Annotated in this window: 19 protein-coding genes, 1 pseudogene and 1 riboswitch; of the genes and pseudogenes, 13 read left to right on the top strand and 7 right to left on the bottom strand. The window is 49.8% G+C overall.

All coding sequences use genetic code 11. The annotated features are described in order from the left end of the window. Positions 1–916 precede the first annotated feature (916 nt). The 9 genes from JVX88_RS16745 to JVX88_RS16705 all read left to right on the top strand — a co-directional run bounded on the left by JVX88_RS16745 (position 917) and on the right by JVX88_RS16705 (position 9,910). Positions 917–1,495 carry a hypothetical protein gene (locus JVX88_RS16745; protein WP_211628403.1) on the top strand — a complete coding sequence of 193 codons (579 nt, stop codon included), beginning with the start codon at positions 917–919 and terminating at the stop codon, positions 1,493–1,495. 205 nt (positions 1,496–1,700) lie between these two features. Continuing rightward, entirely contained in the window at positions 1,701–3,422 is a 1,722-nt protein-coding gene (locus JVX88_RS16740) for a GspE/PulE family protein (RefSeq protein ID WP_225931436.1), read from the top strand. Positions 3,423–3,794: 372 nt separating this feature from the next. Then, entirely contained in the window at positions 3,795–4,694 is a 900-nt protein-coding gene (locus tag JVX88_RS16735; protein WP_211629141.1) for an HAD family hydrolase, read from the top strand. A gap of 62 nt (positions 4,695–4,756) precedes the next feature. Beyond that, positions 4,757–5,368 carry a hypothetical protein gene (locus tag JVX88_RS16730; protein WP_211628402.1) on the top strand — a complete coding sequence of 204 codons (612 nt, stop codon included), beginning with the start codon at positions 4,757–4,759 and terminating at the stop codon, positions 5,366–5,368. A gap of 133 nt (positions 5,369–5,501) precedes the next feature. Beyond that, positions 5,502–6,221: an EcsC family protein gene (locus JVX88_RS16725; protein WP_211628401.1), complete on the top strand. Its 720-nt coding sequence runs from the start codon at positions 5,502–5,504 to the stop codon at positions 6,219–6,221. Between the two features lie 91 nt (positions 6,222–6,312). Further along, positions 6,313–6,462: riboswitch (cobalamin riboswitch) on the top strand. A 498-nt stretch (positions 6,463–6,960) separates the two neighbouring features. Continuing rightward, the gene (locus JVX88_RS16720) at positions 6,961–7,356 is read left to right on the top strand and encodes a DUF1636 family protein (protein WP_211628400.1); all 396 of its coding nucleotides are present in this window, start codon (positions 6,961–6,963) and stop codon (positions 7,354–7,356) included. A 260-nt stretch (positions 7,357–7,616) separates the two neighbouring features. Then, the gene (locus JVX88_RS16715) at positions 7,617–8,213 is read left to right on the top strand and encodes a hypothetical protein (RefSeq protein ID WP_211628399.1); all 597 of its coding nucleotides are present in this window, start codon (positions 7,617–7,619) and stop codon (positions 8,211–8,213) included. Beyond that, positions 8,210–8,656: a hypothetical protein gene (locus JVX88_RS16710; RefSeq protein ID WP_211628398.1), complete on the top strand. Its 447-nt coding sequence runs from the start codon at positions 8,210–8,212 to the stop codon at positions 8,654–8,656. The genes JVX88_RS16715 and JVX88_RS16710 overlap by 4 nt, the downstream gene beginning before the upstream one ends. A gap of 33 nt (positions 8,657–8,689) precedes the next feature. Beyond that, positions 8,690–9,910, top strand: a complete 1,221-nt coding sequence (locus tag JVX88_RS16705) for an AI-2E family transporter (RefSeq protein ID WP_211628397.1) — start codon at positions 8,690–8,692, stop codon at positions 9,908–9,910. Positions 9,911–10,024: 114 nt separating this feature from the next. On the opposite strand, the gene JVX88_RS16700 is transcribed toward JVX88_RS16705, so the two are convergent. The 4 genes and pseudogenes from JVX88_RS16700 to JVX88_RS16685 form a co-directional block, all read right to left on the bottom strand. Then, positions 10,025–10,627 (bottom strand): tetraacyldisaccharide 4'-kinase, encoded by a 603-nt coding sequence (locus JVX88_RS16700; RefSeq protein WP_211628396.1) that lies wholly within the window; start codon positions 10,625–10,627, stop codon positions 10,025–10,027. Between the two features lie 44 nt (positions 10,628–10,671). Next, complete coding sequence (locus tag JVX88_RS16695; protein ID WP_211628395.1) at positions 10,672–11,316, bottom strand: vWA domain-containing protein; 645 nt, start codon at positions 11,314–11,316, stop codon at positions 10,672–10,674. A gap of 3 nt (positions 11,317–11,319) precedes the next feature. Further along, positions 11,320–13,065 (bottom strand): aldehyde dehydrogenase family protein, encoded by a 1,746-nt coding sequence (locus JVX88_RS16690; protein ID WP_211628394.1) that lies wholly within the window; start codon positions 13,063–13,065, stop codon positions 11,320–11,322. Between the two features lie 177 nt (positions 13,066–13,242). Next, positions 13,243–13,515: pseudogene (locus JVX88_RS16685) on the bottom strand (BMC domain-containing protein); the annotation flags it as partial. Between the two features lie 111 nt (positions 13,516–13,626). On the opposite strand from JVX88_RS16685, the gene JVX88_RS16680 reads away from it, so the two are divergent. The 3 genes from JVX88_RS16680 to JVX88_RS16670 all read left to right on the top strand — a co-directional run bounded on the left by JVX88_RS16680 (position 13,627) and on the right by JVX88_RS16670 (position 15,597). Then, positions 13,627–13,926 (top strand): fatty acid desaturase, encoded by a 300-nt coding sequence (locus JVX88_RS16680; RefSeq protein ID WP_211628392.1) that lies wholly within the window; start codon positions 13,627–13,629, stop codon positions 13,924–13,926. Between the two features lie 86 nt (positions 13,927–14,012). Beyond that, positions 14,013–14,918: a sensor histidine kinase gene (locus tag JVX88_RS16675; RefSeq protein ID WP_211628391.1), complete on the top strand. Its 906-nt coding sequence runs from the start codon at positions 14,013–14,015 to the stop codon at positions 14,916–14,918. Next, on the top strand, positions 14,899–15,597 hold the full coding sequence (locus JVX88_RS16670; RefSeq protein WP_211628390.1) for a response regulator transcription factor: 699 nt from the start codon (positions 14,899–14,901) through the stop codon (positions 15,595–15,597). Before JVX88_RS16675 ends, JVX88_RS16670 begins: the two co-directional genes overlap by 20 nt. A gap of 94 nt (positions 15,598–15,691) precedes the next feature. Here the strand turns inward: JVX88_RS16670 and JVX88_RS16665 are convergent, their stop codons facing one another. Both JVX88_RS16665 and JVX88_RS16660 read right to left on the bottom strand, forming a co-directional pair. Further along, positions 15,692–16,108, bottom strand: a complete 417-nt coding sequence (locus tag JVX88_RS16665) for a hypothetical protein (protein WP_211628389.1) — start codon at positions 16,106–16,108, stop codon at positions 15,692–15,694. A 121-nt stretch (positions 16,109–16,229) separates the two neighbouring features. Then, a complete protein-coding gene (locus JVX88_RS16660) occupies positions 16,230–16,661 on the bottom strand; it encodes a serine hydrolase domain-containing protein (protein WP_410503788.1) in 432 nt (143 codons plus the stop codon). A gap of 14 nt (positions 16,662–16,675) precedes the next feature. Between JVX88_RS16660 and JVX88_RS16655 the strand changes: the two genes are divergently transcribed. After that, positions 16,676–17,893, top strand: coding sequence for an ABC1 kinase family protein (locus JVX88_RS16655; protein WP_225931602.1), 1,218 nt, complete (start codon positions 16,676–16,678; stop codon positions 17,891–17,893). Between the two features lie 23 nt (positions 17,894–17,916). Here the strand turns inward: JVX88_RS16655 and JVX88_RS16650 are convergent, their stop codons facing one another. Beyond that, positions 17,917–18,615: a DevA family ABC transporter ATP-binding protein gene (locus JVX88_RS16650; protein WP_211628387.1), complete on the bottom strand. Its 699-nt coding sequence runs from the start codon at positions 18,613–18,615 to the stop codon at positions 17,917–17,919. Positions 18,616–18,624 lie beyond the last annotated feature (9 nt).

Raw genomic sequence — 18,624 nt, 5'->3', positions numbered from 1 at the left:
ACATAAAGGAATCGTGTAGATAACTGAATTAACAGGCTATTCACAGCATATCGATGGATTGAGCGCGGCTCACGCAGCATTGTTTCACTTCCTAGTCTCGCTTCCTATTTTACTTCAGAGACCAAAAATCCAAGGGCAAAATCAAGCTCTAAACGAAAATAACTAGCGAAACCTGAAAGATGGGTGAAAGGAGTGTGGGCAATTGAATCTTAGCAGTTTAATTTGGAGCAAAGCAGTGGATCATAAAAAACAGCGCAGACCGGTGAGACGATTGATTTGACTTAGCTTGACCAATTCAGCTCCTGATTCAGGTTTTGGTGTGGGGTACACTGAAATGTACCCCGTCTTGCTGCTAGGTTGAAATAGGTTAAAAACTCAACTGTCACCTTGCCGCTATAGAAGAACTCGCTTAAGAGAACGGGTTTGAAGCAATGGAGCGCAGGAAAGGGAGAAACTGCACTCTGCGTACTTCTGAATTCTGCTAATCAGAAAAACAGCCGCGTCACTGAACAGATATGCTTTGAAAAGCTGTAGACTGGTGAGACATTCGGCTTTGGAGGTGGCAGAACAGGGAATTGGAACCATTGGAAAGCTAGTATTTGACTGTATCAACGCCCACTACCCCGGTTTAAGGCAGGACGTGTAGGCACGGCAAAAGCATCAATCGAAAGAGCGACGATTCGTGTAAGCATGATTGGTTTCCGTATCAACGTCATCTAAATTGGTGATACAGAAACTTTGCTGTTCAATCAGGAAAAAATTGGACCAAGTGCAAAATTGCGCAGAAAGGTGATACGGGTAAGCAGTAGCAACCGACTCACCAACTGTCCCTTTTCCGGCTAACCTGGACTATGGATTGTTGATTTACTGATTGTCGATATAATGTTGGACCAATTGTTGGCCCTCGTTTCAAGTTATGACTTCAACCTGGCAGAACTTAACCCTGATCAATCTATCGGCACAGCAATGGATTCGCTCCAGTTATCTGCGCTATTTGGTAGGCCCCCTGAGATCCTGGCGTCAAGGTAGTTGGTTGATGCAGTGGGCAGAACCGCTTGGCGGACTATTGGTGATGCTCGTGTTTTCACTAGCACCGTTTGTATCCAATGCCCTGATCGGGGTGCTGCTCATGGCCTGTGCCGGCTATTGGTTATTGCTAACCCTTTCAGATGACGCTGAGCCAGGATCGGTAATTACACCGATTCATCTAATAGTGATACTTTACTGGGGAATTGCTGTTGTTGCAACTGCCGTCTCGCCGGTTCGCTCCGCCGCGTTGGAAGGACTTTTCAAACTAGCACTGTACATCCTGCTGTTTTTTCTGATGGCACGAGTCATGCGCTCGCCGCGAATTCGTTCAGCCATAATTACGGTCTATCTGTTGGTGGCGCTCGTGGTAAGCGTGGTGGGCTTACGCCAGTGGTTTTTTGGGGCGAGTGCGCTGGCTACCTGGGTTGATCCAGAGTCTTCATTGGCAGGTACTACACGGGTCTAGTCTTAGACAATCCAACTAGGCAATCTAATTCAGCAACCAAACTGAGTCATTCACCAGCTACAGCGTTCACAAATTGATTGTGAACAGAAGGGGGTGGGGGCACTGCCCCCACGCAGGGGTGGAACCCCTGCATCCCGTTCAGATCCAACAAAGGAGCACTGTACTCTATCCAAAAATAGAACAAATAGTAGGACGAATCATGCAAATGAATCAGAAGCCGAACGAATCAGAGAATCTTTCAACGGAAAAATTGATGAACCAAACTGCGTGGCAGCAGCTAAAGCAGAAGCAAATTACCTGTGAACAGGCGCTGGACTTACTGGTTGGCTCAAACGGTCATGTCAACTTAGAGTTGCTGGATCCAGAAGTTAACTATCGGTTTTGGCGACACTTCAGTAAGCGAGAAGCGCTGCCGCCGGTCGTGCCTTTGCTGCTGTGGCAGGGCTGTTACTATCTGGGCAGTCCGGTGACACTGACAGGTCCAGTAGTGCAGCAGTTGAAGGACCAACTGAATACAGAAATCAAACTGCTGCCAATCGCGGAGAAAAGCTATACCTACTGGCACCGTCTGCAATCGCTGGATATGGATCGAATTACCAACACGGTGACGGTAAATCCACTAACCGGTGAACTAGAGCGGGAAAATATCAGTGAAGTTGCCGAGCTATATTTATCGCAAGCGGACAATCAAATCGAGCGGATTAAAGCCCTGATTTCGAGTGCGCTGCGCAACCGGGCCAGCGACATTCACCTAGCCCCTGCTCCTGACGGTCTGCGAGTCCGCTTTCGCATCGATGGCATTCTGCGTCACATCACCACCCTGCCGCCCGATATCAGCCGTAAAGTCATCGTTTCTTTGAAAGTGATGAGCGATATGGACATTGCCGAAAGCCGCCGCCCTCAAGATGGTCGGATTGGCGAAAAATATATGGCTGATCAGCAGGAACAGGGGCTGGATTTGCGCGTCAGTACCCTGCCTTGCGTGAGCTGCCGTAAAGGCGAACCGGGCGAAAAAGTTGTGCTGCGGCTATTGCGACAACAAAATTCCTTTGCCACGATTCAGGATCTGGGCTTCTCTAAACAAACATTGGCCATTTACGAATCCTGGCTACAGCAACCTCAGGGTATGGTGATCCTGACGGGGCCAACCGGCTCTGGCAAAACCAGTACACTTTATACCAGCTTGCAGGCGATTGCCACCGAATCGGTAAATATTGTCACGGTTGAAGATCCGGTGGAATATGTGCTGCCGGGCATCACCCAAACCCAGGTGCACGAACCAGCTGGCATGACCTTTGCGGCGGGACTGAGGGCCATTTTGCGCCAAGATCCGGATATCATCATGGTTGGCGAAATTCGCGACCATGAAACCGCTGAAACGGCTGTGCGGGCTGCTCTCACCGGCCATCTAGTGCTCACCACACTCCACACGAACGATGCAATCGGGGCCGTTCCGCGCCTGCGTGATATTGGACCAGATCCGGGCTTGATCAGCGATGCGCTGTTGGGCATTGTGGCACAACGACTGGTGCGGAAAGTCTGCCCTCACTGTGCCGCTCCCTATCGACCCACTACCGCCGAACTGAAGTTTTTGGGACTACCGCTCGAATCCGCCTACGTGCAAAACTGGCGCAAGGGCCGAGGATGTTCCCACTGTTTTCAGTCTGGCTATCAGGGCCGGGAAGCGGTAATCGAAATGATCCATATCGATGATACGATTCGCCAACTCATCTACGAAGGTAGCCTTACTCATCTACGGCGCTATCTCAACGAAGATCGCTTTTATTCGTTTCGTTTAGGCGCGGTTGCTAAAGTTACTAGCGGTATCACCACTCTAGAAGAAGTGCGACGAATTTTACCTCACAGCGCATTTTATCAATCTGTGAATGGTTCTCGTTCAGTTGCAAAGCCGCTCAGCGTGGTGTAAACCTTTGCGGAATATCGATCTTGTCTTTCCAACTCAAATGTTTGTTCAATACACGATTCCTCTCTGAGAGGGTATTGGACCCATTTTGGAAAGTTAAGTTTCGCGCTAATCGCCTCACTATAATACGGAGCATGGTGAGATAGAGAAATGTCTCTGCAGTTGCGGGCAGGAGCTTGTAATCTCGAACCAGTTGCCTCTCCGCTTATTAAATATTCTCTTACAGCAGTATCGAGCAGTTGCAGCAGGATGTGGATGTAGGGCTTTTCTTTCTGGCTCCTGGCCTCGGCTCTTGACTCCTGTCTTCCCTCCCACCATTAAATTCTAAAAATTACGGTAGGGTTAAAACAGTGTGAGCGAGCGATAGCGTTAACTATGGTCAATCCCCCACCTACGGTTCTAGCCCTCGACTATGATGGCGTGCTGTGCGACGGCATGAAGGAATACTTCCAGACGGCATGGCGCGCCTACTGCCACCTCTGGCAACTCACTGATCCAGTTCCGCCAATTGGTTTAGCAGAGCAGTTTTATCGCGTCCGGCCTTTAATTGCTACGGGTTGGGAAATGCCGCTGTTGCTGCGGGCCTTGCTCACCGGCTATAGCGAAACCGAAATGGCGCAGGACTGGGACCAATTAGCCCAGCAGTTGCTGAAGCAGGAAGGACTCAGTGCCGCCATCCTAGCTGCCGAAGTAGACGGCATTCGTGACCACTGGATTGCCTCCGATCCGACAAGCTGGCTGGCTGAGCAGTACCTCTATCCTGGTGTGGCAGGGCAACTGACGCTTTGGCTTAACTCCATTCAAGTGGTCATCATCAGCACCAAAGAAGGACGATTCATTCAGCAGCTCTTGCAGCAGCACGAGATTGACTTGACCAACTTACGCATCTTTGGCAAAGAAGTGAAGCAACCCAAACACCAGATTCTGCGCCAGCTCAAAGCTGAGCAACCAGATTCTGCCGTATTCTGGTTTGTGGAAGACCGGCTGAAAACGCTGCAAGTCGTGGAGCAACTGGCCGATCTAGAGGATGTTCAACTCTTCTTAGCGACCTGGGGCTACAATACGGCTGCCGAACGAGCTGCGATTGCGGATGATTCGAGAATTCGGCCTCCTTGGGTTGTCGTGCGTCTGTTGCCCAAAATGCAGCGCTGCACCCTCGCTCGATGCCGAAGCCGCTCGGATGCCGAAAGCTATGCCCAAACTCTACGAACGCTCAATCCCGGATTACAGATTTTGGTGGTGTTTGATCCTGGTAGCTCCAAATCGTCGATATAGAGGGCTACTGTTGTACCAATTAAAGTTGTAGTAGCTTGTATATTCCCAATCAGGAGGGCCGCATGAGTCGGCAGTCGATTCTTAAACCAGGTCAGTCCTACACCTTTCGCAGCTATTTCGAGCTGCCCTATGAGCCAGATGATATCTTGGCTGAGTTTGGCTATCGGCTCCAACGAGCACCGCTGCATCTGCCCCAGTCTACTGCTCCCACCACCCAACTGCCACTCCTCAAGGCCAAGCTAGAACAGCGCCTTACCTATGTCAGTTTGACCAGCGAAACGGCTCGTCGGGAAACTTTAATTGCGCCAATTCTCTTGGAAGCGGCTGAAGTTACAGGAGCACAGGTGCGAATCGAATATCCGCTGAATGTTAGTGAGGTGCTCAAGGGGTCACTCGACTATTATCTCTACCGCAATTCAAAAGTGATTGTACTGGAAGCCAAAAATGCTGACTTAGCGAGAGGATTCACTCAGCTAGCTGTAGAGTTAATTGCGCTCGATCAATGGTTAGAAAACGACCAACCGACCGTGTTAGGAGCCGTAACCACAGGCGACATCTGGCAGTTTGGACAACTTAATCGGCAAGGAAAGCTGATCATTCAAGGGATCAAGCTGTTTGTGATTCCCGATGAGCTAGAGGCCGTCTTCCAGATCTTGCGGGCAGCACTGGAGTAGCTGTTGACGAGAGCTATCACCAGAAGCATGGCGAGAACCATCGAAAGGTAGACGTGGACTGGAGCCTATCTCCACTAGAGTGGACGGTATGATCGAGTAGTCCCACTTCGTTCTTCCAATTCCTATCTGCCCTATGTCAACCCCTAACAATCCGATTGACCAATTCAACCAGATGCTGACTGCGGTAACTACCACCGCCGAAACCACAATCATGCCGGTGCTACAGGAAATGCTGGAGCAGGGAACCGAGACTGTGGGCCGGATTGTTACCCCGATTGCCGAAAATCCAGTTGTGCAATTCGCCACAAAGGTACCGGGTGTCAACTGGTTGATGGCCGCCTTGGGACAGGTGAACGTGGAAAAGGTGGAGCGGGAAGTGGCAGCCCTGCGGCAACAGTATCCGTTAGAAACCTCTGGTGAATTAGCACAGCGGATTATTGCCGATACTGCCATGAAGGCGGCTGGAGCTGGTCTAGTCACGAACGTTATACCGCCTGCTGCGATTAGTCTGTTGGCCCTTGATATTGCGGCGGTAACTGCTCTACAGGCCGATATGGTCTATCGAATTGCGGCAGTATACGGGTTTTCGCTACATGAGCCAACCCGACGCGGCGAAGTTTTAGCGATTTGGGGTTTATCCACCGGGGGATCAGGCGTGCTCAAGACCGGGTTGAGCTTGGTTGAAGCGATTCCGCTGGTTGGAGCGGGCATTGGGATTGCCAGTAACGCTGTGTTGATCTACTCCTTGGGACAAATTGCCTATCGGTTTTATGAAGCGAAGCAAGCAGCCCTTGCCAAGTCAGCTCAATCCAAACCAGAGGATGTAGTCAGTCACTCTGATACTCCGGTTTGATAGGCAAAGCGAATAAATTTATTGCAATCGTATATTGCAATCGTAAAGCCTGGTGAATTCAGATGCCCGTTATCCCGCATTGGTGGTATGGTGGTACTGCATTGAGATCGGCTCTGGTGGGGAACAGCCATCAGACGTAAGGGGGAAAATCTGGTGCAAGTCCGGTACTGTCCCGCAGCTGTGAAGGAAGGTGCAAGTAACTTTCCCAGTCAGAATGCCCGCCGATTTGATTCACCGTCTCTCATCTGCGAGGTATAGATGATTTTGACTTCTGCCTTACTTGCTAGTAACAAAATTCAAATCTGGCCTGTCTTACGGCCAGGGCATCGCTGCACCATCTCGTTTCCGATTTTTTTTGCGCCAATCCACGAGTAATAGAGCCAGTGCTCTATTGAGCGATTACTTGCTGGCGGCTTTTGGGCTGACAAATTTGGCTGCGATTAGTAAAGCGCGATGGGTAAATGAGTTATTCAGCATAGTTCACGAATCTATAATCCTAGACGATGCAAGCTAATCAAGCAGCATACACTTGCGTGTGTGCACAAGCATTCTGCCTGCCGCTAACGAAAAATTGCTAACAATTTGCTTGATATCCGCCGCTTGATGATCTGTTATTAGCTCTAGCCAGCCACTCGGATTGTTCAAGTTGATGCAGCAATGAAAATCAACTCAAAATTAATCCAAAATCAATTAGAAATTACACCTAGTTATCAGTTTTGTTTGTTCAATATCATCAACTATGACTCACCATACTTTGTTTGTTTGCACTCTTTGCCGATTTTCTAAAACCAATCAGCCACAGCCTGAATCGCATGGTGCTGGACTGAGTGGGGGTGAACAGCTATTCAACCAGATCACGGCAGCAGTAAACGATTGTGATTGGCATGAGCGCATTCAGATTCAACCAGTGCGCTGTATGGGCGTCTGTAGTCGCTCCTGTGTGGTGGCATTTGCGGCAGCTGAGAAACTGACCTTCATCTTTAGTGACCTGTCGCCTCAGCAATCAATTCCAGAGCTGATGCAGTTTGGTCGCCAATATACTCACCATCCAACCGGCAATGTTCCCTATGGAGAGCGGCCCGCCGCCATGAAACGCGGACTAGTAGCAGTATTACCGCCGGTACCGCCCGGTTGACCTAAACAAGCTAAAAGTTGCTCTATTACCTACAAACATCGCACCGGAAACGAGCAGGATGCCTGCACTAGCACTATCTTTACCTCATTGGGTTGAATGACTGATCGTTTCCCTAGCCACATTCCCTAGCAAGCGGCAGTGGTACACTAGCAACCTCACTAGTAGGTCGTCGCTTAGGTGGTCGCTGTGCCCGTAAAAGCCAATAACAAGCGGCCGTTTGGATTATCGGTGGCTTTCTCTTCATCTATTTTCTGATCGGTATGGTCGGTTTGCAGCGATTCGGCATCGACCATGGCGGCCTGATGGGAACGATCGCGGCAAATGAGGCAAACGACCGCTACGAGCGGGCAATGGCCTGGGCGACCGGAATTAACGACCGCGGAGAAGAAAACATGCCGGCCGGTGAACGTATCTTCAATGCGAATTGGGACGATTTCCCGAAGCTGTTCTTTTATAACCAGAAGCACAGCTATGTTTACGGGCTTGATCCGAATTATCTTTACTCAAAAGATCCCGATCTGTATAAGTTGCTGACGGAGATAACCGAGGGGAAGATGGATGAGGCCGGGCCGGCGATCCGTGATCGCTTCGGTGCGAACTATGTTTTTGCGGATGCTCGTGAGAATGAAACGATGATCGCAAAACTGCTTGATACCGGCTGGGCGGACATCGTTTACGAAGACGATGAGGCAAGGATCTTGAGGATCAGAGCCATTAAAGGGCAGCCTCCGGCAGTCGATGACGAACCGGAGACCGAGGAAGAAAAACGAATCCTTGATGAAGAGGAACGTCGCTCAAATGCTAATATCCCAGTGGAAGATCCCGACGTTAACGACGAGAACCAGGATCCTAAATGATCTTTAGGCATATTATCTTAGGAATTGCGTTTATCGCAGCCTTTAGCTCTACAGGGTGCGGACCGAATCAGCGCATAATCCGATCCGGCGAGGAAAATCCGCCCGCAAATGTATTCGAACAGAAAGTAGAACCGGCCAGAACCAGTTTTGAAACTGATCTCGGATCAATGCGGACCGCAGGCTTTGAGGCTATCTACGTGATCCGTCGAAAAGACGACGGCCCATTCGACGCCGATGATAAGCGGTATCTTGCCGCCAACATCCCAAGCGAGGTTAACCGTCGTGAGATCTCTGACGAGGGCAAAGCGTTGATCATTGGTACGAACTTCGTACTAACGTCAGAGATCCTGTCTGCGGTCCGCCAGCGTTTTGATGTTCAGGATGTTTCGGTTGGACAGCAAACATCGGGAATAGATCTTAAGAACGAGGATCGGGTTCGGTAGCATTTGCCAGGTAATTGCATAGAGGGCAGACAGATGGACGAAAAGGAAGGATCACCTATTAGTTCAGAAGAGCCGACGATAGCGGTGCCAGAAGGTACGTTGCGTCCGAAACGGCCTTTGATCGATAGTTCATGGCCCTCGGTCGGGGCTGTTGTCAGAATAGTTGTCGTAACGCTTATCCTTCTTTTCATCGCCAATCGGCTTGAGGTGATCATCACATCGTTAACCTACCTTTTCTTCCTTTTGGTTATCGCCATCTTTCTTGCCTATCTGATCGATCCATTGGTAAAGCTTATCCGGCTGCCGTTCAAATCGCGCGGACTTGAACGCGTTATGCCGCGTTCGCTGGCCATCGTATTGGCATTCATTTTAGTTTTCGGGTTGTTAGGCACCGGTATCTCTTACATTGCACCGCGTGTTGTGCAGCAGGGGAAAGAGCTTGGTGAGAGCCTGCCTGCCTTTGCGATTTCAGCAAGGCAGACACTGAACGATCTGAATCGGCGATTCGACCGTCTTCGTATCCCAGAAGAGTTCCAATCACGGATAAGTGATCAGGCAGCTATGATCGGCCAGCAAGTTACAGCCGCATTCGGCAATGCGGTTATAAATGCTGTTACGTATATGCCGTTTCTGGTCGTCGTCCCGTTTCTAACGTTTTTTTTGCTAAAGGACATAAACTCCATCAGGCTTGCGGTATTAAGATTTTTCCCCGCCGGACGTTTGCGCGTTCGTGCGGATGCAGTGATGCAGGACATAAATTCAACGCTTGCGGCCTACACACGCGCGCAACTGATCTCGTGCGTCCTGATCGGAACTATTTGCACGATCGGATTCTACTTTCTTGGATTAAGATATGCCCTGCTTTTGGGCATATTAGCAGGCATTTTTGAATTTGTCCCACTGCTCGGCCCACTTTCAATAGGCATTATTGCGACAACAACAGCTGCTTTCGGACAGGATCCGTGGAGGGCCTTGTATGTAGCGATATTTCTTATCGCGCTCAGGATATTTCACGACTATGTTACTTATCCGCGAATTGTCCGAGGTGGACTGCATCTGCATCCGCTGCTCATAATCCTTTCAGTCTTGGCTGGTGAACAGGTAGCCGGTATTCCCGGCGTATTCGTCGCAATACCTTTAGTTGCACTTTTTACGGTTATCTATCGGCACGTGCTTGAACATCGCGGAACGCGAACGCTTTTTGACGGAATAGGCCAGGACACGACTTCGACGACTGCGGAGGAAAATTACTGATGTCCCCGCTTGCCTGGCTTGTAATTTTTTTCGTTTTACTCTTGCTGATCTGTCTTCTGGTTTACGTGTTGGTCGTTCGTGCTTTTTATTGGGGCGACAAAAAGGAGCCTCCCTCTAAGAATAAGAAGGAGTAATTATCCTGACAAACGCATCCATTTCATTGATCTTCGGGGTGGTTTCGACAACGAAGACGGGAAGATCAAATCTTATCTTTTCAAGTTTCACCGCGTCCTTTGCAGTGGTCAAAAGAAAACGCGCTCCGGAGTCTTGAGCGTTTGATCCAAGATCAATGGCGTCCGATTGCCGGTAGGCTTTATGGTCGCCATAGTTTCGATGGCCAACGACATTAAATCCCTCTTCCTTAAGCATAGTCAAAAAACTCTCCGGGTTACCTAGGCCGCAGAAGACAAAAGCCGACGTAACTGCTTGGCGATCTTCATCGTTATCTGGCGTGAGGCGGTCCGCCAAAAAGTCTTCGAGTTTCGTGATCTTATGCAGATGCGTTTCCAGTTCAAATATCGGTGCATCGCTGTTCATGTTTCGAAGGCCTGTCTTGATCGCGTCAACCTTCTCTCGGGAAACAAGGTTCATTCGCGTCAGTACGATCGCATTGGCCCGCGAGAGACCTCTTAAAGATTCGCGCAAACTGCCCGCCGGGAAGATTCTGCCGTCGCCGTATGGGTTGAGATCCGTCGCGAACTTCCACACCGCAAACATCGCATGTTCGTTCGATGGCCTCCACTTCGTTCATTCGCTCTATGTTATCTGCTCCTGATCTCCTGCCTGATCCGCTGAGCAGTCTCTAAGACTTCAGGTCGCGTTTGCGGGACAAAAAGCCGGCCGCCAGATTCCTTCGCGATCTTATCGAGCAGCTTCGTCTCAACTTTTTGTTCGGCGATTCCCATTATATAGACCGCGATGTTCTCATTCTTTAGCTTAGCAACCAGATCCGGGAGCTTTACTCGACTGGCACGTTCGTCTCCATCAGAGATCAGAATGAGGTACCTCCCTTGTACATTCTTACTACTGTCGACAAGGTAATCGGCGGCGGCCCATAGTGCATCAATTATCGCTGTTCGGCCAGGTTGAATAAAAATGTTCTCGATCTCATCCTCCAGCTCCTCCTTGTTCGTGGTCATCTCCTGGCGAATATTAATATTATCCGAATCGGTAAAGGTTACAAGGAAAACCTGGTCATCGGTTCCATTTAGCTCGACGAACGATCTTAACATCGAGATCACCAAATCCATCTTTAATCGCATTGTTCCCGATGTGTCCACAACCAATCCACCCGAGAAACTCCGCTCATCAGATATCTTATTGATCGAATCATTTGATTGCGCTATGACAGCATGGCAAGTAAATGCAAAAAATAGGAGCAAAAATAAAGGAAATTGTTTCTTCATGCTTTAGACTCGAGAAAACACCTCCTTCTCTTCTCCTAGATCCTTTGCAGATGGAGTAATAATGGTCTTTGAGTTTATGTAGATCTTTTTTCCTTCATCGAGAGCGTCTCGCACGTCTGATTCACTGACAAATGCAACTGGCACGCGCAGCTCACCATTCTCTGTTAGCGATTGCGGTCGTAGCTCGTGAATAACCGTCTTTACCGGAGACTCGGTCGCGGGCATGGACTCTTTCTCGGTAAGGCTTCGGGCACCCTTATCAGGTTGCTCCTCGGCCTTTCGTTTCAGAAATTCATCAACAATAGCGGCTATTGCGACTCGCTTTGCCGCAGGTAGAGCTCGCGGCCTTTCAAAAGTTGGGACAACCTGTTGTTCCGGAGCAATTGCAGCAGGGGTTGTTTTAATTATCGGTTTTGTCTCAAATGCAACACGTTTCACGTCCAATAAATGTATCGGTGATATATTGTCGGACGTAACATTTCCTCCCCATGAACCGCATCCAAGCGTCATCGACGGGGGCAAATCGGTTGAAAATCCGATCGCACCGTGAGTTGTCGGCGAATTGATTATGACCCGTGATGCAGGCATCATTTCACCATATCTGATCGCAGCGGCACGATCACGCGTGTGCATCCCAGCGGTATGACCCATACCACCAAAGTGAAGTATCTCATTACATCGGGCGGCTGCGGACTCCATTGAGTCAACCACAAAAAAGGCCAGAGTAGGCGAAAGCTTTTCTATCGACCAAGGGTGATCACGGCCGACCCCATAACAATCAGCGATCAAGCATCGAGTCCCTGACGGAACCTTGATCCCTGCCAGGTTTGCAATATATTCAGCAGACTTTCCAACAATTCCGGGGTTCAATGTTCGATTTTCTGTAACAAGCACCCTCGCGACAGCCTTTGCTTCATCTGAAGAAAGAAAGTGGCCGCCTCTGCTCCTGAAGGCTTCACGAAGTTCGTCCTCGATCGACGACTCGACAACAACCGACTGCTCAGAAGCACAAATGGTACCGTTATCAAAACAAGTTCCGGTAAGGATATCTGCAGCAGCCTTATCAATGTCAGCACTTTTCTCAACGTAAACTGGAACGTTACCAGGTCCAACACCAAATGCGGGCTTACCAGAAGAATATGCGGCGCGAACGAGTCCGATCCCGCCTGTCGCAAGGATGACAGCTGTCTTTTTATGACGCATAAGCTCTTCAGTTCCCTGAATCGTGGGGTTCTGAAGGCAATAGATCGCATCAACAGGTAGTCCGGCTGCGACCCCCGCATCCTTCATTATTCGAGTAGTTTCAGCGATACATCGCGTGGCCGAAGGGTGAGGTGAAAGAACTATACTGTTACGCGATTTGATCGCGATGAGGATCTTAAAGATCGCAGTTGAAGTAGGGTTGGTGGACGGAACTATCGCTGCAACAACGCCCCTCGGACTCGCTATCTCGATGATACCCGGCGTTTCCTTGATTACCCCGACCGTTCTAAGTCCGCGAAAATACGACCAAACATCTTCTGCGGCAAATCGATTCTTTTCAGCTTTATCTTCGGCTTTTCCAAAACCCGTTTCTTCATTGGCGAGTCGTCCGAGCCGTACGGCATTAGCAAGCGCAGCCGTGGACATTGCGCTGCATATCGAGTCGATCTTATCTTGTGCGAACGTCGCGAGTGTAAGGTAAGCACGGTTAGAGGCCTCGACCGCGTCACGAGCTTCCTGTTGCGCTGCTAGTTCCGTATCCTCCATTGTCTATCTTAGGAAATCTAACGTTGATCAGCGGAATTTTACGGTGAAAAAACTCTACTTGGACCGGCTCTTGGTCCGATCGTTCGCGGAGATCGCGGAACCAGCTTCACCTGAAGCAAGCTGACGATCGGTACCACTCCTCAAGGCCTTTTCATCAGGGCTCAGACCTACCCGACCACCTTTAGGAATCACACGCTCGACCTCATTGTGAGGGCGAGGTATCACATGGACACTTATCAATTCCCCTACTCTCCTAGCCGCAGCTGCACCGGCATCAGTGGCAGCTTTGACCGCTCCAACATCACCACGAACAAAAATAGTTACATAACCTGCACCAATGTATTCCTTACCAACAAGTTGAACATTGGCCGCCTTGACCATCGCATCGGCGGCTTCGACCGCGCCGACGAAACCTTTGGTCTCAACCATACCGAGTGCTTCTAAACTCATTTCAAAACCTCACTTTGACCTAATTATTAAAAGTAACTGAACAAACCAACTGTGCCTAAACGTATCACGCACAGAATGTAAGAATCAAGCAACGTTGTCTTCGAGTCCTAATTGTTGACCCATCTTTGGGGCACGCGACGATTCGAGACGCGCGACGATTCGCGAAACAATCCGCTGATCGCGGCGCTTACGTTTGGCGAAGGATGGCACAATAACCATCACGCATATCCTCGCTCAGCACGCCACGGGCTCAAATGGTATGAGTTCGATCTTAATTGGATACAGATCTATCTGCTTGGGAAGATCGGGCTTGCAAAAGATCTTTACGCTTTTAGTGAGGCGACAACCAAGAAAAAGGAATATCGCGAGCCTGAGGCAGTGGAGCTGGATCCGGTTGGGGATGCAGCCTGACGGACGGGTGACAGAACATATCAGCGGGCAAAGGTATCTCCGGGATTTACTTTTGCCCGTTTGGTTTTAAACTCAGAGCATAAGCGATGAGGCGACGAAAGACGGCCATATTCTTCCTGGTGCTCGGGATAAGCCTTTCCGGGCTTGCCATTGCGCTGAATGTCGGCTGGATACTTTTGAATCTCCGTGAGGTCGTTATCCTGGTGATCGGCATCATCTTTTTTGCGGCGATAATTACCGGCCTGATACTTAATACGATCTTTCTCGTCCGCGAGATACGCCGCAGCGAAAAGCATGATGCGTTTTTAAATGCAGTTACCCACGAGCTGAAGACCCCGATCGCCTCGATAAAGCTATACCTGGAAACTCTGCGTTCGCGGGACGTCCCCGAGGAGAAGCGGGCCGAATTTTATGACGCAATGCTAGCAGACAGCGACCGACTGTTAAAGACGGTCGAACAGATACTCGAGGCTGGCCGGCTGACGGAAAAGCGACGCGAATTTCACATAACGGATGTTGATATCGGTGGGCTGATAGCGGAGGCCGCAGCTTCTACCATTGCCAGCCATAAGCTGGATGAGAATACTATAAAGCTGTCCTTACCTGAGAGAAGCCTTTACGTTTCCGGTGATGCCGAAGAGCTTCGCACCGCGTTCACAAATCTGCTTGATAATGCCGTGAAGTATTCGGGTGATGATCGCAGAATATCAGTTCGGATCAGCACGACAGCGATGGGCCGCCGCGTAGCCATCGTCATTCGGGACAACGGCATCGGCATACCTTCGTCAGAATTGAAGCGTATATTCAAGCGCTTTCATCGTGTTGCGGGCGGCGAGCTTCGGGCAAAAGGAACCGGTCTGGGGCTTTTCATCGTGCGGTCCATAATTGAACGCCACGGCGGGCGAATAAAAGCGGACAGCCGCGGTACCGGCCACGGAAGTACATTCTCTATACATTTGCCTCTGACTGAATATGAAGATACTGCTAATTGAGGATGAGGCGAACATCGCCGAAGGGCTTCGTTTCAATCTGGAAGCGGAGGGTTTCGAGGTAGAACTTGCCGCCGATGGCGAAAGCGGTCTTTCTATAGCGAAGGATGGTGGCTTGGATGTGATTGTGCTTGATGTGATGCTACCCGACATCGATGGGTTTGAGGTGGCGAAAACACTTCGCGAGCGGGCAGATCACACACCGGTGCTTATGCTTACGGCACGCGGGCGTCCTGAAGATGTGCTGGAAGGATTTGCCGCCGGTGCCGATGACTATCTGGCGAAACCATTTGATCTAAATATATTTCTTGCCCGCGTTAATGGACTGATACGCCGCAGCGAATGGGCTGAACGGCGTTTTGGGGCCGGCCGCACCGCCGAGATCTACAAGATAAATGGCAGGACGCTCGACCTTAAGAATCTAGAACTTGTTTCCAAAGATGGGGTCCACCAGATGACCCTAATGGAAATAAAGCTGCTCCGATATCTTATCGAGCATGAAGGAGAAGCTGTTTCGCGAAAGACCATTTTAGAGGATGTCTGGGGCCTTCAGGAAGATACGGACACGCGTGCGATCGATAACTTCATCGTCCGGCTCCGCAAATATCTTGAGGACGACCCCGCGAATCCGCGTATTGTCCGAACTGTCCGCGGCGTCGGCTATAAATTCGTCAATTCCTGATCATCTGTTCATTTGATTCCTACAACAACTACTGAAAATTTTAGCAGTCGATGTTAAATCAAGGCTGCAATCAATAGGCTTTGTTTTATGAATTCTATCTTTGAACGGCAGAATTGGAGATCTGATTCATTAGGCGATCAGTCTCGCGAGTTCGATTTTCGTGTGCGTTTAAACCCGGAGCCGCTCCGACGGCGTTCGCTACTCGCTGTGATCTTTGTCGATCAAGCTCTGCTCGGGTCTCTGATGAGGTCTTTAGATCGGAAAGTCTCGTCGAGTTCGACATCTGCTCAGCTGGATCGGATGAGGACATAAAATAGGTCGAGTAAAAGAAGTATCCAGCGACTGCCAGCGCCGCGATGAATGCCAATTTACCGAATGTAATGCCTTTGGTTCCACTTGTAGAGCCCGTTGACGTATGTAGGGAGATCGCGAGTTCACCACCACATCGCTTACAGTTGTCTTCTGAGGCGAAATTGATCAGGCCGCAAGCTCTGCATTTAACGGAATTCATAACGGATGCAGCAGAAGTGTGAGGTGTGCTGCTAGGTCAAATTAGATAACTTTTCAATGTCCGGTGTCAATAAGTTTTAGCGTGTATAACACAGCCATTAAGTCCTACATTAAACGGACATTTATTGAACCGGTGTTGCAGGCTGAGGAAAATCGATGTAAACATCAGCAATAAGATTCGCGATCAACGCGGGATTGGCCGATTCAAGATTTGCGAGCACAATTATAGTTAGTCCGTCGTCAGGAAACATTGCGAAGTCAGATCTAAATCCTGAAAGGCTGCCGCCGTGTCCTTTCCGATCTTTTCCTCTAAACCTAGAGACCTGAAACCCAAGCCCATACGGTGCCGATGTGCCGTCATTTAACTTGAATGCAGCCATCATCTTATCGAGTGTTGCCTTTTTTATGGGACCGTCACTCTCCAGAGCAATCCCGAATCTGACCATATCCTTTAGATTTGAAAAGAAAGCCCCGCTCGGTCGCAGAGCTCGAAATGACTGTGCGTTCGTTAGTTTGTCGCCGTTCAATACATATGAGCCGGACCGATTAGCAATAACATCGACCCGGTATTGCGGCAGTTGTGGCCCAAGATATGGCTCTGTTCCGGCAAATTGCTGGCTTGCTGTCGGCCACCGACTTTGGCAAGCGCTACAATGTGGTGGATTTAGCCGATGAATTTAGTGCTTCACTACGCAATGAGCTGGACTTTACTCAAGAAGCCAACTACACCGAGCGGCTCCGACAGAACCTCAGCACCAGTCGCTGGTTTGATCCAGAGCAGATCGTGGTTCCCAAGGTGTACCGCCACTTGTCAAACCGCAAAATTTTGGTGCTGGAGTGGATTGAAGGGGTGCCGATTCTCAAATCACAGTTGGCAACTGGACAAACCGAAGCTGATCAGGCCGCCAGACATACCTTTACCTCGCTCGCCTTTCGAGTATTTTTACAGCAATATCTAGTGGATGGCTTTTTCCATGCAGATCCCCATCCCGGCAATTTGTTTTACCTAACAGACGGGCGGCTCGGCATTCTGGACTGCGGCATGATGGGGACTCTCAATCCCCGCATGCAGTCGATCATGGTGGAATTAGTGTTGGCTATTGTCGATTTTGATCCAGACCGCTGTGCCCAATTGACATTGCAGTTAGCTGAGCCGATGGATATCAGCCAGCCGATCAATGTGGCCCAATTGCAGGCTGACTATGATCGATTGCTGCGGCGATATCATAACCTAAATTTGTCGAGCGTAAATGTCAGTGAAGCATTTAGCCAGATCATCGAAGCCGCTCGCCGCAATAACTTGCGCTGGCCTAGCAACATCGGCTTACTGACCAAATCCCTCGCCAACCTAGAGGGAGCCGGACGGGAATTTGATCCGACGATTAATATCATCGATGAAGTGCGTCCCTTGATGATCGATCTATTCCGTCAGCAGCTAGTCGGTAATAACTTGGCCCAAACCGCCCTGCGGACTGCGCTGGAATTTAAGCAGCTTTCGCTTGACTCGCCGCGTCAGGTCGGTTTCTTGCTAAATCGCCTCACCTCTGAAACCTTGACGCTCAATTTAGCGCTACAGGATCTCCATGCTCTGCGTAAAACCTTAGACGATGGCGCCAATCGCCGTTCGTTTAGCACAGTAGTGGGTGCACTAATTATCGGTGCGGCAATTATTTCGGCTAGCCAACAAACACCGCAATTACAAATCGTCAGCAATGTTTTGTTTGCCGTAGCAAGTCTGTTAGGGCTGTGGTTAATTGTGACGATTCTGCGTTCTGGCAACCGTTGAGCCAATATTTCAGTCTACGGAGTTTACTGAGATAATAAGCGGCCATCTTCCATCGAGATGATGCGGTCAGCTATATCGAGGATACGATTGTCGTGAGTTACCATCAGGACTGCCGAACCCTGATCTTTGGCTAGACGCTGCATCAGTTCGATCACATCTCGCCCCGTTTTACTGTCGAGAGAGGCGGTGGGTTCGTCAGCTAAGATCAGACGAGGGTGAGTAACAAGCGCACGGGCAATTGCGACCCGTTGCTTTTGCCCAATCGATAACTGCTGCGGATAGTAATTCATCCGATCGCCCAGCTTAACGGCTTGCAGCATCGCTTCGGCCTCTTTACGGGCCAGCCTAGACGGGACCCGGTACAGCTCAAACGGCATTTGTACATTTTGACGAGCGGTGAGAAACGGCAGCAAATTGTGGCCTTGAAAGATGTAACCAATCTGGCGACGAATCTTGACCAGCTTTTGGGATGAAGCACCAGCCAACTCCTGACCCAATAGCTGCAAGCTACCTTCTCGCACCGTTCTCAAACCGCCAATTAACGTCAGCAAACTAGTTTTCCCGGCCCCTGACGGTCCAGTCATGATCACAATTTCGCTGGGCTGTAGCTCTAAATTGATATCAAACAGAATTTGTCGCCGCAGGGATCGTCGCCCTAAATATAAGTTCAGATTTTCGATTCTCAGGATTGGCTCTTGTAAGGTGACTTTATCAACTTGCATGGGATTGAT

The sequence above is a fragment of the Leptolyngbya sp. 7M genome (assembly GCF_018128485.1).
The sequence above is the reverse complement of the archived record's forward strand: the minus strand, read 5'-3'. Positions and strand labels throughout refer to the sequence as shown.

What these genes read in the sequence shown, in the direction of transcription:
- JVX88_RS16745 (WP_211628403.1), top strand. Translation starts at nt 917, where the DNA reads ATGACTTCAACCTGGCAGAACTTAACCCTGATCAATCTATCGGCACAG.
- JVX88_RS16740 (WP_225931436.1), top strand. Translation starts at nt 1,701, where the DNA reads ATGAATCAGAAGCCGAACGAATCAGAGAATCTTTCAACGGAAAAATTG.
- JVX88_RS16735 (WP_211629141.1), top strand. Translation starts at nt 3,795, where the DNA reads ATGGTCAATCCCCCACCTACGGTTCTAGCCCTCGACTATGATGGCGTG.
- JVX88_RS16730 (WP_211628402.1), top strand. Translation starts at nt 4,757, where the DNA reads ATGAGTCGGCAGTCGATTCTTAAACCAGGTCAGTCCTACACCTTTCGC.
- JVX88_RS16725 (WP_211628401.1), top strand. Translation starts at nt 5,502, where the DNA reads ATGTCAACCCCTAACAATCCGATTGACCAATTCAACCAGATGCTGACT.
- JVX88_RS16720 (WP_211628400.1), top strand. Translation starts at nt 6,961, where the DNA reads ATGACTCACCATACTTTGTTTGTTTGCACTCTTTGCCGATTTTCTAAA.
- JVX88_RS16715 (WP_211628399.1), top strand. Translation starts at nt 7,617, where the DNA reads ATGGTCGGTTTGCAGCGATTCGGCATCGACCATGGCGGCCTGATGGGA.
- JVX88_RS16710 (WP_211628398.1), top strand. Translation starts at nt 8,210, where the DNA reads ATGATCTTTAGGCATATTATCTTAGGAATTGCGTTTATCGCAGCCTTT.
- JVX88_RS16705 (WP_211628397.1), top strand. Translation starts at nt 8,690, where the DNA reads ATGGACGAAAAGGAAGGATCACCTATTAGTTCAGAAGAGCCGACGATA.
- JVX88_RS16700 (WP_211628396.1), bottom strand. Translation starts at nt 10,627, where the DNA reads ATGTTTGCGGTGTGGAAGTTCGCGACGGATCTCAACCCATACGGCGAC.
- JVX88_RS16695 (WP_211628395.1), bottom strand. Translation starts at nt 11,316, where the DNA reads ATGAAGAAACAATTTCCTTTATTTTTGCTCCTATTTTTTGCATTTACT.
- JVX88_RS16690 (WP_211628394.1), bottom strand. Translation starts at nt 13,065, where the DNA reads ATGGAGGATACGGAACTAGCAGCGCAACAGGAAGCTCGTGACGCGGTC.
- JVX88_RS16675 (WP_211628391.1), top strand. Translation starts at nt 14,013, where the DNA reads ATGAGGCGACGAAAGACGGCCATATTCTTCCTGGTGCTCGGGATAAGC.
- JVX88_RS16670 (WP_211628390.1), top strand. Translation starts at nt 14,899, where the DNA reads ATGAAGATACTGCTAATTGAGGATGAGGCGAACATCGCCGAAGGGCTT.
- JVX88_RS16665 (WP_211628389.1), bottom strand. Translation starts at nt 16,108, where the DNA reads ATGAATTCCGTTAAATGCAGAGCTTGCGGCCTGATCAATTTCGCCTCA.
- JVX88_RS16650 (WP_211628387.1), bottom strand. Translation starts at nt 18,615, where the DNA reads ATGCAAGTTGATAAAGTCACCTTACAAGAGCCAATCCTGAGAATCGAA.